Genomic DNA, 16,077 nt, shown 5'->3' on the forward strand with positions numbered 1-16,077 from the left:
ACACATGGAGTCTACCACGTTTGTCTTGTTTGGAGCGACAGGGGATTTAGCCAAGAGAAAAATTTACCCTGCTTTGTATAATTTATTCGTTGATCAGAAGCTTCCTGAAGCCTTCCGTGTTTTTGGCCTTGGAAGAAGGGAACTATCTGATGAAGCCTTTCAAACGAGTGTAGAGCAATCTCTTCGTAAGTTTTCCAGGAGAGAAGTGAAAGATCCTGTTTTGTTGAACAAGTTTTTGCAAACTTTCCGATATAGCGTTCTAGATGTTAGCCATAAAGAAGATTATCAGAAGCTGCTGCAGCTCGTTGAGCAGCAGGAAGAAGAGCTTCGTATGGCGCCGAATCGTATGTTTTATCTGTCCGTAGGCCCTGAGTTTTTTGAAACCATTGCAGCGAGCATCCAGGAAAGCGGACTTGGTTCTGCGAGTGGCTGGAAGCGACTCGTGATCGAGAAGCCATTTGGCCATGATTTGCAATCTGCTCGAGAGCTGAATAATAATCTGAGCAAATCCTTTACCGAGGATGAGATTTTTAGAATCGATCATTATCTCGGCAAGCCGATGGTACAGAAGCTTGAGATGCTGCAGCAGAGCAATCCGGTCCTCCAGGCCTTATGGGATAACCGTTACATTGCTAACGTTCAAATAACAGCGAATGAAATCGTCGGCGTTGAAGAGAGAGCAGGCTATTACGATCATGTTGGGGCTGTAAGAGACATGTTCCAGAACCATATGCTGCAATTGCTTATGATGCTGACGATTCACCTCCCGAACAACAGCACGTCAGAGAATGTCCGTTTCAAAAAGAAACTGGTGATGGAGGCACTGGAGCTGCTGCAAAAAGAGGATATTGGCTCTCATGTTGTTCGCGGACAATATGGAGCAGGAACGATTCAAAGCAAACCGGTGTTCGGATACACTTCCGAACCAAACATTCCTGCAGATTCTAGTAACGACACCTTTATCGCAGTGAAACTGCAAATCGATGACTATTCATGGCGCGGCGTTCCTTTTTACATCCGCACAGGCAAAAGAATGAAGGACAAATCGACACGAATTGTGATCGAGTTCAAAGAGCCTTTGAAGCAGTCCAAGGCAAACGATGATACGAAGAAGCCTAATCTTCTCGTCATTGAAATCAGTCCCAATGAAGTGATATCGCTGCAATTAAATACAAGGAATCCTCAGAACAAAGGGGAGTTCAAGCCCATGCATATCGATTTCCACGAGAGTGGAGACAACGTGCCCGAGGCTTACGAGAATTTGATCAGCGATGCTTTGCACGGAGATTCTACATTCTTCGCGCATTGGGACGAAGTTGAATTATCATGGCAATGGGTTCAGCCCATCTTAGATGCATACGAAGAGAACCGAGTGCCGCTTCATCTGTACGCAGCTGGTAGCAATGGTCCAACAGAGTCGGATGAGCTGTTAGCTCAGGACGGCTATCATTGGTGGTTTGACGAGATGACGGAACAACAAATCGAAACCAAAGAAGGAGAACACTATGCCTACCACACAAACAATTGATCAACTGGCAGTCGATACGATCCGCACCTTGTCGATTGATGCCATCAATGCCGCTAATTCCGGACATCCAGGACTTCCTATGGGAGCTGCGCCTATGGCGTATGCACTTTGGGGCAAACTAATGATTCACAATCCAGCACACGCAAAATGGTTCAACCGCGATCGTTTTGTATTATCCGCAGGTCACGGCTCGGCCTTGCTTTACAGCCTTCTTCACTTGTCCGGCTATAACGTCTCGATAGATGATTTGAAGCAATTTCGCAAACTGAACAGCAAGACGCCCGGCCATCCTGAATTTGGCCACACGGATGGCGTAGATGCAACCACTGGTCCTCTAGGGCAAGGAATAGCGATGGCGGTTGGGATGGCGATGGCTGAAGCGCATCTGGCTTCGAAATTCAATCAAAGCGGCTTTCCAGTGGTGGATCATTATACGTATGCGCTTGTTGGAGATGGCTGCTTGATGGAAGGTATCTCTTACGAGGCCATGTCAATGGCAGGACATATGAAGCTGGACAAATTAGTTGTCTTGTACGATTCCAACGATATCTCCTTGGATGGAGAGCTTAATCTTTCCTTTGGCGAGAATATCCAAAAGAGAGCAGAATCCGCTAACTGGCACTATTTGCGAGTGGAGGATGGTAACGATATCGAGCAAACTACAAAAGCGATCGAAGCCGCCAAGCAAAATCATACCCAGCCATCGATTATCGAAATCCGCACGATTATTGGTTTCGGAAGCAAAGTAGCGGGAACGAATAAGGCGCATGGCGTTCCGCTTGGCAAAGAAGAAGCCCTAGCAACGAAGAAAGCTTATGGCTGGAAGTATGAGGATGAGTTCACGGTTCCTGAGGAAGTTAAAGCTCATTTTGCCCAGCTCAAGCAAAATGGTGAAGCAAAAGAAGCGGCTTGGAACGAATTGATCGCTACCTATAAAGCACAGCATCCTGCACTTGGCGCAGAGCTTGAGCATGTTATCGAAGGCTCCGTCGTAATCGATGCCGCCGATATCCTTACCTTTGATACGTCCAAGACCGTTTCAACTCGTATAGCAAGCGGTCAAGCGATCAATCATTTTGTGAAATCAGTTCCTTCGATTTTTGGCGGCAGCGCTGATTTGTCACATTCTACGATGACGGATATTAGTGGAGAGCAAGTATTTGCTGTTGAATCCTATGCCGGACGTAATATTTACTTCGGCGTTCGAGAGCATGCTATGGGCGCAGCTGGCAACGGTATGGCGCTGCACGGTGGAGTGAAACCATTCGTTAGTACATTCTTCGTGTTCAGTGATTATCTGCGTCCGTCGATTCGATTGGCTGCTCTGCAGAAGCTGCCTGTGACCTATGTCTTTACTCATGATTCAGTAGCAGTTGGAGAGGATGGTCCTACACATGAACCAGTTGAGCAGTTGACTGCGCTGCGTACAATTCCCGGACTTACAGTCATTCGTCCTACCGATGCCAATGAAACCGCTAGCGCATGGGCCTATGCCCTTCAGCAAAATGAAGGTCCAGTTGCGATGGTGCTGAGCAGACAGAACCTGCCTATCTATGAAGCAACTAAAGGCAATGTTGATGCAGTAGCCCAAGGAGCCTATGTCCTTACGGAAACCAACAATCAGCCGGATGTGATCCTGATCGGGACGGGTTCCGAGGTTTCTATAGCTGTTGGAGCCAAAGCAGAGCTTGAGAAGGAGAATATCTCAGTACGTATCGTTGCGATGCCAAGCCGCGAGCTGTTCGATCGTCAACCCGATGCTTATAAGCAGTCCGTACTGCCTACTTCTGTGACGAAGCGTTTGGCTATTGAAGCAGGTATCTCGCTTGGTTGGGAGCGTTACACAGGGCCAACTGGCAGCGTATTGTCGATCGATACCTTTGGCGCTTCCGGACCAGGGCCTGAGGTCTTGGAACACTTTGGCTTCACTGTGGATAATGTGGTCCGTTTGACAAAACAATTACTATAGTAACGTAACAATTGAGAACAGGTGACTGGTGACACTGTTCAGACGCAGCTTTCTTTCGCGGATATGTGTATATGTTTAATCCTGTTAAATGATAACCATAAAAAAACGGAGGTAATAAATATGAAATTTTTTATCGACACTGCAAACCTGGTAGATATTAAGAAGGCATACAAAATCGGCGTTTTATCTGGTGTTACGACAAACCCATCCTTAGTAGCCAAAGAAGGCGTGAAGTTCGAGGATCGCATCGCTGAGATTTTACGTGAAGTAACAGAGGTGGAATCTGTTTCTGCCGAAGTTACGCCAGATGCTCTAACAGCTGAAGATATGATTGCGCAAGCGAATGAACTTATCAAAATCAACAACAATGATAAAAATATTACCATAAAGCTTCCAATGACGCTGGCAGGCCTGGAAGCCTGTCGTTACCTGACCAAAAAAGGGGTAAAAACGAACGTAACCCTGATCTTCACTGTGAATCAAGCACTCTTGGCTGCTCGTGCAGGTGCCACTTATGTATCCCCGTTCCTTGGACGTTTGGATGATATCTCAGAGGATGGCGTTCTACTTGTAACCAAAATCGCTGAATTGTTCCGTAAACATAATCTGGATGCGCAAATCATTGCAGCTTCTGTCCGCCATCCGGATCATGTGACACGTGTAGCTATGGCTGGCGCACATATCGCAACCGTTCCTTTCTCCGTAATTGAACAAATTTCCAAGCATCCACTAACGGATCAAGGTATGGAGAAATTCGCTGCCGATTGGAAAAAATCCGTTCAATAATTGTAGTTAGACAGTAAGAACAGGGAGGTAGAAACCGTGAAGAAACAACAAATTGGTGTGGTCGGTTTGGCTGTAATGGGTAAAAACCTGGCCTTCAATATTGAGAGCAAAGGGTTCTCCGTTGCGGTGTACAACCGCTCCGCAGAGAAAACGAAGGAATTATTGGCAGAAGCAGAAGGCAAAGATTTCTTAGGTACGTACACTGTCGAAGAATTCGTCCAAGCGCTGGAGTCACCGCGTAAAATCCTCATCATGGTCAAAGCAGGCCAACCAACGGACGATACCATTAATCAGCTGGTCCCATATCTCGATCAAGGAGATATTCTGATCGACGGCGGAAATGCCTATTTCCATGATACGCAGCGCAGGAATAAAGATCTTCAGGCTCAAGGCTTTCACTTCATCGGCGCAGGCGTTTCCGGAGGCGAAGAGGGGGCATTGAAAGGTCCTGCTATTATGCCAGGTGGGCAAAAAGACGCGTATGATCTCGTAGAACCAATTCTGACCGCTATCTCGGCCAAGGTGAATGGTGATCCTTGCTCGACGTATATTGGAGGAGACGGCGCTGGCCATTACGTCAAAATGGTACACAACGGTATCGAATACGGGGATATGCAGCTTATCGGCGAAGCTTATCATCTACTCAAGGATGTATTGAGCCTGAACACCAGCCAGCTGCATGACATTTTTACAGAATGGAACAACGGCGAGCTGGATAGCTATTTGATCGAAATCACAGCCGATATTTTCAAGAAAATTGATCCGGATACAGGCAAACCAATGGTGGATGTCATTCTGGACTCAGCTGGGCAAAAAGGGACTGGCAAATGGACCAGCCAGAGCGCATTGGATTTGGGCGTTCCACTGTCCATCATTACGGAATCAGTGTTCGCACGCTTTATCTCCGCAATGAAAGAAGAGCGCGTAGCCGCAAGCAAACAGCTTAACGGTCCTGCTATATCCAGCTATGACGGCGATCCTAAGGAATTCACCGAAGCTGTACGTAAGGCGTTGTATACGAGTAAAATCGCTTCCTATGCACAAGGCTTTGCCCAAATGAGAGCTGCTTCTGATGCCTACAACTGGGATTTGAACTATGGCAGCATTGCGATGATATTCCGCGGTGGATGTATTATCCGTGCAAGATTCCTGCAGAATATTAAGGATGCCTATGATCGGGATCCGGCTCTGAGTAATTTGTTCTTGGACGAATATTTCGACCAGATCGTTGATAACTATCAAGATGCATGGAGAAAGGTAATCGCGATTGCCATCACTAGAGGAATACCGGTTCCTGCTTTCTCCTCTGCTTTGGCTTATTACGACAGCTATCGCTCGGAGCAGCTGCCAGCTAATCTACTGCAAGCGCAAAGGGATTATTTTGGCGCTCATACATTCCAACGCGTTGATAAAGAGGGAAGCTTTCATTTCCAATGGATGGAGAATAACGAATAGTAAGAAATAACGATGAATGTTCAACTAACAACGAGAAAGACATATTAAAATATTAAATAAAAAAGCACTCCTGGTGGGAGAGCCCTGCAAAAGCAAGGCTTTGGCAGGGCTCTCTATATGAGGGCCTTTTTGCTTTGGTATTCGATTCACGCAAGCGCTGTCGGAAGTCAAGAACATTGTCCCATTCTCATTACTTAATTTTGATTCCAGATCATTTCATCCGCCTTTATGGGTGGCGTGAGAGTCAGGGCATGCGGCTCCTCCATCTTGAATTTGGAATGACAAGATTTCTAATATTATGTTCAATTATTAGAATGGAATACGCTTTCATTCCTTGGTTTAATGAAACCAGGAACGGCGTCGATCAACATGGAACGCACTGGAAGTACGCCAATGGATAGGAGATGAAGAGGATGAGTGAGGCTTTGCGGATCCTCCGTATGGTGGAAGAACACTGGGAGCAGCTCTTGAACAAAATTGAACAGACCGATAATGAATGGGAGAGGGAGGCCTTGGTCACAAGAGGCTTAATCAACCTTTTGTCACCTCTCTACTGCCATTCTGAATCCAACTATTACAGGGATGCAGCGCTGCTCCCTTGGATCGAACAGGGTGTGGAATGCCTTCTGAATGACCAATTAGACAGCGGATGCATCTCGTTGGTGAATTGCAACATTGACTCGCCGCCCGACACAGCCTTTCAAGTGCATGGCACTGCGGTCGCACTCCATGTATTGGAGCGAAGCGGTTTCCCTGAGCTGTCAAATGTGATCGGGGGGATTAAGCTGTTTCTGGAACGGGCGAAGCCTTGTTTGCTGACCGGTGGCATCCATACACCGAATCATCGATGGGTGATGTGCGGCGCCTTGGCCAACATGTATGAAATATTCGGCGACGAAGCATTCAAACAACGTGCCTTCCAGTTCCTCGACGAGGGTCTGGACATCACGGATTACGGTGAATGGACCGAACGCAGTAATGCAGTGTATAATTCTGCACTTGCCATTCACTTGATCGATGTCGCTGATGTGTTTGAACATATGCCATCGTACGAAGCAGTTCGACGTAATTTACTCATGATGCAATACATGTTCCATCCGGATAACCATATTGTGACCGAATATTCCGGGCGCCAGGATCTGGGTCAGCGCGCAACAATGAATGATTGGTATTACACATCCCTGCATCTTATGGCGTCGAAGGACCGCAATCCCGTCCTAATCGCCATGGCCGCGCTAGCGGAGGAAACGGCGCAGGTCGGGTCCAATGCCTTGATGTATTGGATGTTATACCCAGAGAAAATGACATTACCGGAAGGTCAGATCGAACCCATGTCCGAGAACTATACGGTATTACTTGGCGAAGGGCATCGGGTGAGAGTCCCAGTCGACGTTCCTTACGGAAATCAAATCAGAAGACATCCATATGGCGCACCGCTCGTACGGCATCGTCGTGGAAAGCTCAGCGTGACGGTCATGTCGGGTCAGCCTGAACTGCTCTATATCCAGTTCGGCAATTCCCGGATGGTGGGTTATAAGCTCGGGCTCGGCTGGTTCGGGATTGCAAACGTATCCTTCCCTTCGATCGAACAGGTTGGGGATTCTCGATACCGCATGGACATAGAGCTGGAAGGATGTTATTTCGATTACTTGCCGCCGGAGAAGGTGCAAGGCTTGAACGGGTCTTTTGTCGATATGCCTAATCTAGAGCGTACGAAGACGCACGTCTCGAAGCTTCAGGCGGCGGTGGAGTTCGAACTGCTGGACAACGGCTTGAATATCATGCTTATTTCCGACAACGTGCCCGGTATCTACTTTCAGCATGTGTTCCAGTTCGATCCGATGGGCAAGATCGACGGGGATGGGATACGGCCGACGGACATTCCTGGGATTCAACAGCTCGCGAAAGGGTATGCCGTCTACGAGTATGAAGGGGATTGCATTGAGATCGGACCTGGAGAGAAGAAACATCGGGATGTCGTGATGCGTAATGAAAAGCCGAATCCGGATGTGATCCGGTTGACGATTAATAGCGTCACCCCCTTAAGACAGACCTTATCGATTCGCTGTTATGAAGCGCGGCAGTAAGGACATATCGACTAGATGAACGGAATCGGGCTGTCATAGAGCGCCGGTTTCTCCATCCTCCCGGAGAATTGGTTCAATGGATATTGGCAGTCCTATTCTGAAAGGGAGCTACGAAGATGACTGTAAATCAGGTGTACCGGGTATCCTCGACAGAAGAATTGATTGCGGCATTGGCAGAGTGTCGCGGAATAACAGGTCTAACTGAAATTGTACTCGCAGAAGGAGATTATTTTCTTAGCAGCACTTTGGTTCTTGACGCAGCCTATCAAGACCTGGTTATGCGGGGGGAAGGGCGTGTAAGGCTCATTGGCGGCAAGCGGCTCATGGGATGGAAGCCGGTAGAGGAAGCGGAAGTATTGACCCGGTTGGACCCCGAGGTTAGAGGGCGAATAATGGTCTGCGATTTAACGAGTCTAGAGATCGAAGAAACGGGCGGTCTCGTGTCGCGCGGTTTCGGACGCCAGACGGCTCCTTCGCATGCCGAGCCGATCTGGAATGGCAAGCCGATGTCCCTCTCACAGTATCCCAAGCGGGGCGAGTTTTTGAAGATCACCGGATTTGCTCAGGGACGCATGAATGAGCTGGAAGAAATGGCGGGAATCCAGGAGCATGGTTTTAACTACGATGATGACCGTCCCGCTGCATGGGCAGCCAACGACGATCTCTGGGTGCATGGCTACTGGAGCTTCGATTGGGCACAGTCCTATGAACATGTCCAATCTATTGATTTGACCAGCAAGCATGTTCTCACGCAGCCGCCCTACGCGGTATCGCCGTTTCGTATCGGACAGCGCTTCTACTTTCTAAATATTCTCGAAGAAATTCGCTATCCCGGAGATTATTATCTTGACCGGAAGACCAATAAGTTGTATTTCTACCCGGATTCCGAAGCGTCGGATACGGATAATGAGCTGCTCTTGTCGATGTTAGAATCCCCGATCTGCAAGCTTGCCGGTTGTTTGCGGGTATCGCTTATTGGTGTGACATTCGAATGCACGCGCGGTGACGGACTGCAAGTGGATGAGGGGTCTGACGTAGTTATCGACCGTTGTCTGTTCCGCCACATAGGGAATACGGCGATTCATATGGAAGGCGGCGTACGAAATACCATCCGCAATTGCACGATCCATGACTGCGGAGACGGAGGAATCAACGCGTATGGCGGGGATCGCGTAACGCTTGCATCCAGTGAATTTACCATTACGAATAATCATATCTATAGGATCGGGCAATGGAGCCGTTGCTACAACACGGCGATCAATATTAAAGGTGTCGGTATTCACGCGACTCATAACCTGATTCATGACCTCCCGCATATTGGCATTCTGTACTGGGGCAATGACATCGTTCTCGAGCACAATGAAATTTACAGCGTGTGTATGGAGACAGGAGACGCGGGGGCGATATACTCCGGGCGTGATCTAAGTTCCAGAGGCAATCGCGTATGTCATAACTTCATCCATCATCTGGGCGGTGTCGGCCTGGGTACTATGGGGATCTACAATGACGACGGAATATCGGGAACCGTAATGGAGGACAATTTCTTCCTCAAAGTCGGCCGTGCTGCCTTTATGGGCGGCGGCGTGGATTTTGTGGTGAGGAATAATGTTTTCGTCAAATGTTATCCAGCAATAACGGTGGATAGCCGCATTGCGCATACGAAGTATTTCTGGGGACCGGCCTATGAGGTGCTTAAGAAGAGCTTCTATGAAGGGGCGTCATCTTGGCGCAAGGACCCGAGCGAACCTACACTTGACGCAAGTCAAAGTCCGTATATCGAACGGTACCCCGAGCTAGCCGAGATCGACCGGATGTTTAAAGAGAACCGTCCGATGACAGGCGCGGCACAAATCTCTCAGAATGTATTTTGCTCCAAAACGCTGTTTCGCTATTTCTATGACAAGCGGGATGAAAATAACAAGAGAATGTATAATGGAGGCGCTCTGATACAGCCATCTAAGGAACAGCTCTCTGTTATTCTTGATTCTAGGCAAGATATTCATATGGAATGGTCGGCTGGAAAAGGTTCATGGCTGTTCGAGAAAAATTTCACGGCCCAGCCTTCTGACTTTGAGGATGCCGAACTGGGCGAGATTGCAGTCCGCCAAGGATCCGAAGCTTACGACTATGGGTACGAACGCAGAGAATTAAGCACGATCGGGTTAATAGATGAGGATCGCGATGTAAATCCGCCCAAGATCATAACGAGCTTAACCTATTCATACAGGGGGGATAGGACGCTTATTCTGACGATTCGTAATGAAAGCAAACAGACCGTAAGTGGCGTGATCCAGCTTTATACGAGCAGCAATGTTCAGTTGGCTCATTACCAAGTACCCTTCTCGCTCAATCCCAAAGAAGAGAATTCCGTAGTCGTCGGAACAGTCGATAGGGATGACGAGTTCACAGTCGAGGCTAGGAGCGAATTGCCGGGCGTAAGGCCATCAAGAATCTGAATCGGAGGATTTCTTCCATACACGTTTCTCACATTATCCTCATCTACTTCTTCGTCATCATGTATGTAACCAATGGCCTCACTGGTAGGGAATGGGTCGCCAGAAAAGGGAAATAGCAGCCGATGCCGATTTGCTAGATCGGCAACAAACTGCTTTTCCGAAATAAGCGGACAGGCTCAGCAAGTTAGGGCTCATTTCAATAACTCTACTAGACTTGTAGGAGTTCAGTATCTTAGATGGAATGACAGAAGACCGACGCCCGCACAAATAAATAGTGCCACCCGAATAGTAGGTTACCTTTACTGTGTTCTTTATGAAGCCGTTACACTCTGTGAAACAGGGAACGTACTCCGTTGACGATTAAGGCGACTGCGAATACACTCACAACTATGATGCCTACCGCATCAAACAGAGATTCCAGGCTTGGCAGCAAATCGGATATAGGGACGTAAATGAGGCTGAAACCACCAATGACACCACCCAGGGAGCTTATAAACTTAGACATATTGTTACACCTCCTTAAGCGATAATACACAGTTTATGCATGAGAGATTAATAGTGTGATAGAATCACGAGGCTTCCAGTATGAAAAGGCTGCCTCGTTAAACGATAGAGCAGGATTGCTCATCATAGAATACCTAATACGATTTGAGGTTAGGAGGGCTGAAAATGGATTTCATATTTATTCGGCACGGCCATGGAGAACATCTCAACGATTATCCAAATCGGTTGAATACTCTGCATCCTAGTCTTACAGAGTACGGCAAATTTCAAGTATCGCAGCTACGAAATAAAATTAAAATGGATCCTGACGATTTAGTTCTTGTAAGTCCAACTAAACGTACAATTGAGACGTATGGAGATACTGAAATTCTTGATTTCAAGTTGGATTGCTGGAAAGAAGGGATTAATCGGATCGAACAAGATATTTTTGAAGGATTTGCTAAGCGGTTAATAGATTGGATCGGGGAAAGCTATAAAAAAATATTCATTATTTCACATGATGGTACGATAACGAATTATCGGATATTGCTTGGAGAAAAAGGATTGACCAGAAAAGATTTTCTCGGTGAGGCTGGGGTATATCGAATGAAGTTGTAGTCTGTATCAGCAGCCGGCCATATCATGCAACATTAAGGATACAGTTCTTTCATCCCTTCTAACTTACATTTTATATACGTTATGGCTTCCATCGGCTCTGCAATTTTTGCTTCTTGTCCCAGCTCCCATATCATATCCGTATAAAACTCCAATTTGTTAACCGGTATGTGCATACGAATAATTCCTCCTCCATCGTCCTGACTTTCGATGAAATCTCTCAACCTTCCGTTCTCCTCTAATTTTCTCATTCCTTCTTGTGTTACGTGAACACAAAATAAAGTTTTTTCTTGACGCTCTAACTCCTCCGCATCCCAGTTGAACACTGACTTCCTATCTACATCTTCAAGACAAGAAACGTTATCATTCAGACTAGCGGTCAAAATTCGATCCGCTCGAAATAGTCTGTACGCTTGTCTCGTAAAACAAAAAGCCGGACAGTACCAATAACCACGGTCAGAAAAAAGTCCAATGGGCTGAATTTTTCTGGTATCCGGTCCGTTTCCGCTTGAATTGTACTCAATCGTAACGGCAGATTTTATCATGATTGCTTGTAATAAAACGGAGAGGCATGTGACCGACATACTCCGGTTTGGGGACCAAATGGCTACTTTATCCTGTAATCGGTTAATTTGTTCTCTCACATCAGACGGCAAATAGTGATAGAACTTATCTAGTGCCGATTCCGCTTGATCACCGAACGGAAGTGCACCAAAGTATCGTAGAGACTGGACGGCGAAAAAAATCGCAATTGCCTCGCTTTCAGTAAACGCTATTGGCGGAAGTATACGCTCATTTAGAAGCCTGTAACCGCCACCACGGCCTTGAATGGAATAAAGGGGTACCCCTAGTTCTCCCAGATCGGTTAAATCCCTAGAAATCGTTCGTGGTGAAACACCTAAATCCATCGCAAGCTCCGGAATGGTAAATGATTTTTTTGCATTAATGATCATCATCAATCGCAATAATCGTTGAGATTTATACATAAGCCCGCATCCTTTTTTTTTTAATCATATCACATAAACATGTAAGTACCTGTCATGTTTATAGGATATTCTTGTTTTGTCAGGAGACAAGATTATCGTTTCAGGAGGGAATCAAAAAGTGATCGAGGTAAACAAGTTCGTTGAAAAGTATGTAGCGGTTTGGAATGATTCAGATGAAAGTACCCGGCGTATTATTTTAAAGAAAAAACGCCAAATTACTACGCATATCAATTTTGAGCAAGAGAGGAGTTTACCCCAATGATGAAGGATAATTATACAGGCCAGCCAAATGGAAGAGATGTGAAAACTTCGCCATGCAGTCGAGCCTTTCAGGCTTTTCGTTCAGCATTTGAAGATGGGGACACGACTGATTTCCTCGCCCTTGCTGCAGAGGAATTTCATTTCTCGATCCCTTTACCATACGATGATTGGAAAGATAAACAGGTTGGTAAGCAAAGGTTTAAAGAACTGGTCAGCTTTGAAAGGGAAGTGCTTCGCGTAAAGCTTACTCCCCTTATTGTACTTTACGATCTCCATGTTGGAGTCGTAGTTTTTCAGGCCGAGGGGACATTGAATAAACAACCTTATCGCAATGAACTAACGGTAGTTTTCGAATTTGAGGGCGATCAAATCAAATCATTCAAAGAATTTGTTGGTATGCCACTAAAAAGTTACGAGAATTAGATAAAAATTCCGTCAGTAGCATCGGTAATGTTCTATCCTCATCCCAATTTGCTCAATATACGGTAGTAGGGTATTCTATAGAAGTGTGAGCAGGATGGATAGATATCGAAAGGAGGTTGATAAGGTGGACCTAATCAATTCATCTATCAATCAGTTCCTGGAACAGATGAAATTTGCTTATCAGACCAAGGATCAAACGGAGCAGATGAGATGCAAGGGGTCAGCGGGTGATGGGTTTGTTATGCGATTGGTTCCCAGGCCTGATATGCTGATCATGATAACCAACTGCACCTTCGCTGAGGATACGCAGGTCAACTTTGCTATTGAAGAAGCGATGGTCGAGTTGATGATATGTTTTCAAGGTGAGGGTGCGGTTCAGGCAGCAGGAGTGTATGGCACAATTCGTCCGAATACGTTAACGCTTGGACTTATGAACGGCATAAAGGGAGAGTATTTTTTTGCCGGAGACCGGCCGATGATTACGTTAGGCATTCATATTTCGGCTGCTACATTCAATCGTTATCTTACAGGGTTAGACGGATCTCAATCGACGGATTTCAAACAATTGATCGGCAGTCGGCCGCTATTTCAGCTCCAGCAATCTATTCTTGATACACCGATCTTACAGTTGGCCACTCAAATTATGAATATTCCCTATACCCAAAATATCCGTAATATCGCGTTGGAGAGCCTAGCTCTGGAGATAATATCCTATGCTTTGCAGTGTTTCGTATTTGATTCGAATCGTCCTGACCTGCCGGCTGCGATAACCAAAAGTGAATTCCAGAGGCTGCAGCATGCGAAAGAAGTGTTGCTGCATCAGATGGATAATCCGCCCTCACTGCTGGAGCTGTCCCGCATCATTGGGATGAATGATTTCAAGCTGAAGCATCACTTCAAAGCAGTATTCGGTACGACAGTATTTGGTTATCTGCGAGATATACGGATGGAGAAGGCAATACTGCTGCTGCAAGATGGAATGACGAGTGTAAGTATGGCCGCGGCGCATGTAGGTTATACCAATGCGAGTTATTTTGCAAGTGCATTTCGTAAACGTTACGGGATGAATCCAAGCGAATTCCTTCATTATGCAAATAATATCCGCTGAGCATTGCTGCTATCCGTGAGGAGGTAGCATCCATGTTTATCCGTATTCTATACTAAAGCAACAGGTAGAATATGCGTAGACAAGGATGGGATAAGATGGATAAAATAATGGCTGACGATGCAGCGGCTTATAAACTTGACGGGAAGAAAGCCGTTCCATGGATTTTGTTCGTGATGTTCTTCGGCGTGTTAAATGAAACGGTGTTTAATATATCAACGCCCAAGGTAGCGGTTCAATATGACTTGTCACCTACAGGAGTCAGTTGGATTATTACAGTCTTCTTTATTACCTTCGGTATCGGAACAGTCGTATACGGGAAGCTTGCCGATATGTACAGCGTACGTGCGTTAATTACGAATGGGCTTGTCATTTATGCTCTCGGCGCTTTGGTTGGATTTCTTATGCAGCAGTGGTATGCAGCTGTCATTATTGGAAGGGCTATACAAGGTGTAGGAGCTTCGGCAATTCCGGCGTTGATTATGATTGTGACAGCCAGATATTTTTCACCGCCCGATCGGAGCAAGTTGTTTGGCATTCTGGCTTCGACCTCATCTTTTGCCATCGGCATAGGTCCCGTTGTAGGCGGCATCATCTCAGCCTATATTCATTGGTCAGCTTTATTTCTTCTTTCGCTCATTCCGCTGTTATCCATCCCGTTCTTCCGCCGAACGTTTCCTATTGAGGTAAAGCGAGAAGGAAGGTTGGATATACCGGGACTTCTAATGCTTAGCGTGAGTGTGACCACATTTGTATTCTGGTTCACAGATCCGTCATGGCTGTTGCTGCTGTTGGGAATAGCGGCACTAGGCGCCTTTATATGGCGGATACGCACAGCTGCAGAACCCTTCATACAACCTGAACTTTTCAGAATCCGTTCTTATCGCACGGGACTGCTGGCAGGAACGATCTTGTTCATTGTAATGACCGGAATGCCATTTGTTCTTCCACTTTTCTTAAGCGGAGTACATGGATTCAATACAGATCGGATCGGCCTCATGTTGTTCCCGGGTTCGATAAGTGCGGTCGTCTTTGGAACGATTGCCGGACGGTTGGCGGCGAGCAAGGGGGCCAACTATGTAGCTTATATCGGACTATTGCTTGTTGGAGCAGCCCTGCTCGGAGTCATGTTTATGATGACACAATGGATTTGGTACATCGCGTTCATGTTGATCCCCCTATATATAGGTTTCGCATTCGTCCAAACCGGTCTCTATGACAAGTTGGCCCAAGTTATTCCACTGGAGCTGATGGGTGTTGGAATGGGGCTCTTCGGGCTTATTGCTCAAATATCTGGAGCGTTCGGAACGGCTGCGATTGCCCAGGTGTTGAACAAGGATTGGCTTGGCCACAGCATTGTTCCGATGTTTGAACTGGGAGCATCGACAGCCTACTGGAATTTGTTAATTGGATTTATAGTGCTGATTATCGTAGCCTGGCTGCTATATCGGTTGGCATTCGGTCACAAGAGGCAAGGACGATGATGTGCTACTTGGGGGGAGCTGCTTGATCGGTTCGGCAAAAACTTACCGTTGGGGAGTTAAAGCAGGCCAAATCTAACCTTCTCCAATAATCTCCAGAAAAATCGAGCCTTTACGGCTTTTCATAAAAGTAGATATATTCGAGATATGCTCAAGGCCATTGAAAAAGTCCGCCCTTTAGAAAAAGGTACAGTACTTCAAGAAAATTGAAGAGACTATACCTTTTTCGCATGTTAAAATATTTGCTGTTGAAAGCTATTTTTGAACTTTCTAATGTCGAACATTTTCGATCGGTTGAAGTACGAGCTATCGTTCAACTACACAACTTATTATTTTGCTACTTCAAAAATGGGAAATAACATGTATGCCACTAAATGTCTGTGGGCAAGAACTTGCATCGTTTCCCGTCTGAGGACAAGAACTTGCATGGATTGACGTGCTC

Annotated in this window: 13 protein-coding genes; 11 read left to right on the forward strand and 2 right to left on the reverse strand. The window is 46.4% G+C overall.

Features of this window, described 5'->3' with window-relative positions; all coding sequences use genetic code 11:
• The first annotated feature begins 4 nt into the window (after positions 1–4).
• The 6 genes from zwf to IEY46_RS09245 all read left to right on the forward strand — a co-directional run bounded on the left by zwf (position 5) and on the right by IEY46_RS09245 (position 10,281).
• A complete protein-coding gene (zwf, locus tag IEY46_RS09220; protein ID WP_188991212.1) occupies positions 5–1,528 on the forward strand; it encodes a glucose-6-phosphate dehydrogenase in 1,524 nt (507 codons plus the stop codon).
• Positions 1,506–3,497, forward strand: a complete 1,992-nt coding sequence (gene tkt / locus IEY46_RS09225; protein ID WP_188991214.1) for a transketolase — start codon at positions 1,506–1,508, stop codon at positions 3,495–3,497. The genes zwf and tkt overlap by 23 nt, the downstream gene beginning before the upstream one ends.
• 120 nt (positions 3,498–3,617) lie before the next feature.
• On the forward strand, positions 3,618–4,283 hold the full coding sequence (fsa, locus tag IEY46_RS09230) for a fructose-6-phosphate aldolase (protein WP_188991216.1): 666 nt from the start codon (positions 3,618–3,620) through the stop codon (positions 4,281–4,283).
• A gap of 36 nt (positions 4,284–4,319) precedes the next feature.
• The gene (gnd, locus tag IEY46_RS09235) at positions 4,320–5,738 is read left to right on the forward strand and encodes an NADP-dependent phosphogluconate dehydrogenase (RefSeq protein ID WP_188991218.1); all 1,419 of its coding nucleotides are present in this window, start codon (positions 4,320–4,322) and stop codon (positions 5,736–5,738) included.
• Positions 5,739–6,151: 413 nt separating this feature from the next.
• Positions 6,152–7,825, forward strand: a complete 1,674-nt coding sequence (locus IEY46_RS09240; protein WP_188991220.1) for a hypothetical protein — start codon at positions 6,152–6,154, stop codon at positions 7,823–7,825.
• Between the two features lie 116 nt (positions 7,826–7,941).
• Positions 7,942–10,281, forward strand: a complete 2,340-nt coding sequence (locus IEY46_RS09245; RefSeq protein WP_188991222.1) for a right-handed parallel beta-helix repeat-containing protein — start codon at positions 7,942–7,944, stop codon at positions 10,279–10,281.
• A gap of 322 nt (positions 10,282–10,603) precedes the next feature.
• Here the strand turns inward: IEY46_RS09245 and IEY46_RS09250 are convergent, their stop codons facing one another.
• Positions 10,604–10,786: a hypothetical protein gene (locus tag IEY46_RS09250; RefSeq protein ID WP_188991224.1), complete on the reverse strand. Its 183-nt coding sequence runs from the start codon at positions 10,784–10,786 to the stop codon at positions 10,604–10,606.
• A 164-nt stretch (positions 10,787–10,950) separates the two neighbouring features.
• On the opposite strand from IEY46_RS09250, the gene IEY46_RS09255 reads away from it, so the two are divergent.
• The gene (locus tag IEY46_RS09255; protein ID WP_188991226.1) at positions 10,951–11,382 is read left to right on the forward strand and encodes a phosphoglycerate mutase family protein; all 432 of its coding nucleotides are present in this window, start codon (positions 10,951–10,953) and stop codon (positions 11,380–11,382) included.
• A gap of 32 nt (positions 11,383–11,414) precedes the next feature.
• On the opposite strand, the gene IEY46_RS09260 is transcribed toward IEY46_RS09255, so the two are convergent.
• The gene (locus tag IEY46_RS09260) at positions 11,415–12,365 is read right to left on the reverse strand and encodes a helix-turn-helix transcriptional regulator (protein WP_188991228.1); all 951 of its coding nucleotides are present in this window, start codon (positions 12,363–12,365) and stop codon (positions 11,415–11,417) included.
• A gap of 76 nt (positions 12,366–12,441) precedes the next feature.
• Here IEY46_RS09260 and IEY46_RS09265 point away from each other — a divergent pair, with 76 nt between their 5' ends.
• The 4 genes from IEY46_RS09265 (at position 12,442) to IEY46_RS09280 (ending at position 15,638) form a co-directional block, all read left to right on the forward strand.
• Positions 12,442–12,627 carry a hypothetical protein gene (locus IEY46_RS09265; protein ID WP_188991230.1) on the forward strand — a complete coding sequence of 62 codons (186 nt, stop codon included), beginning with the start codon at positions 12,442–12,444 and terminating at the stop codon, positions 12,625–12,627.
• The gene (locus IEY46_RS09270) at positions 12,624–13,049 is read left to right on the forward strand and encodes a nuclear transport factor 2 family protein (protein WP_229750167.1); all 426 of its coding nucleotides are present in this window, start codon (positions 12,624–12,626) and stop codon (positions 13,047–13,049) included. Before IEY46_RS09265 ends, IEY46_RS09270 begins: the two co-directional genes overlap by 4 nt.
• Positions 13,050–13,173: 124 nt before the next feature.
• A complete protein-coding gene (locus IEY46_RS09275) occupies positions 13,174–14,157 on the forward strand; it encodes an AraC family transcriptional regulator (RefSeq protein WP_188991232.1) in 984 nt (327 codons plus the stop codon).
• A 95-nt stretch (positions 14,158–14,252) separates the two neighbouring features.
• Positions 14,253–15,638: an MFS transporter gene (locus IEY46_RS09280; protein WP_188991234.1), complete on the forward strand. Its 1,386-nt coding sequence runs from the start codon at positions 14,253–14,255 to the stop codon at positions 15,636–15,638.
• Positions 15,639–16,077: the final 439 nt, after the last annotated feature.

It is taken from the genome of Paenibacillus nasutitermitis (assembly GCF_014641075.1).
Taxonomy (GTDB): Bacteria; Bacillota; Bacilli; order Paenibacillales; family Paenibacillaceae; genus Paenibacillus_Z; species Paenibacillus_Z nasutitermitis.

What these genes read in the sequence shown, in the direction of transcription:
- IEY46_RS09260 (WP_188991228.1), bottom strand. Translation starts at nt 12,365, where the DNA reads ATGTATAAATCTCAACGATTATTGCGATTGATGATGATCATTAATGCA.
- IEY46_RS09255 (WP_188991226.1), top strand. Translation starts at nt 10,951, where the DNA reads ATGGATTTCATATTTATTCGGCACGGCCATGGAGAACATCTCAACGAT.
- IEY46_RS09240 (WP_188991220.1), top strand. Translation starts at nt 6,152, where the DNA reads ATGAGTGAGGCTTTGCGGATCCTCCGTATGGTGGAAGAACACTGGGAG.
- fsa (WP_188991216.1), top strand. Translation starts at nt 3,618, where the DNA reads ATGAAATTTTTTATCGACACTGCAAACCTGGTAGATATTAAGAAGGCA.
- IEY46_RS09250 (WP_188991224.1), bottom strand. Translation starts at nt 10,786, where the DNA reads ATGTCTAAGTTTATAAGCTCCCTGGGTGGTGTCATTGGTGGTTTCAGC.
- tkt (WP_188991214.1), top strand. Translation starts at nt 1,506, where the DNA reads ATGCCTACCACACAAACAATTGATCAACTGGCAGTCGATACGATCCGC.
- IEY46_RS09280 (WP_188991234.1), top strand. Translation starts at nt 14,253, where the DNA reads ATGGATAAAATAATGGCTGACGATGCAGCGGCTTATAAACTTGACGGG.
- IEY46_RS09245 (WP_188991222.1), top strand. Translation starts at nt 7,942, where the DNA reads ATGACTGTAAATCAGGTGTACCGGGTATCCTCGACAGAAGAATTGATT.
- zwf (WP_188991212.1), top strand. Translation starts at nt 5, where the DNA reads ATGGAGTCTACCACGTTTGTCTTGTTTGGAGCGACAGGGGATTTAGCC.
- IEY46_RS09270 (WP_229750167.1), top strand. Translation starts at nt 12,624, where the DNA reads ATGATGAAGGATAATTATACAGGCCAGCCAAATGGAAGAGATGTGAAA.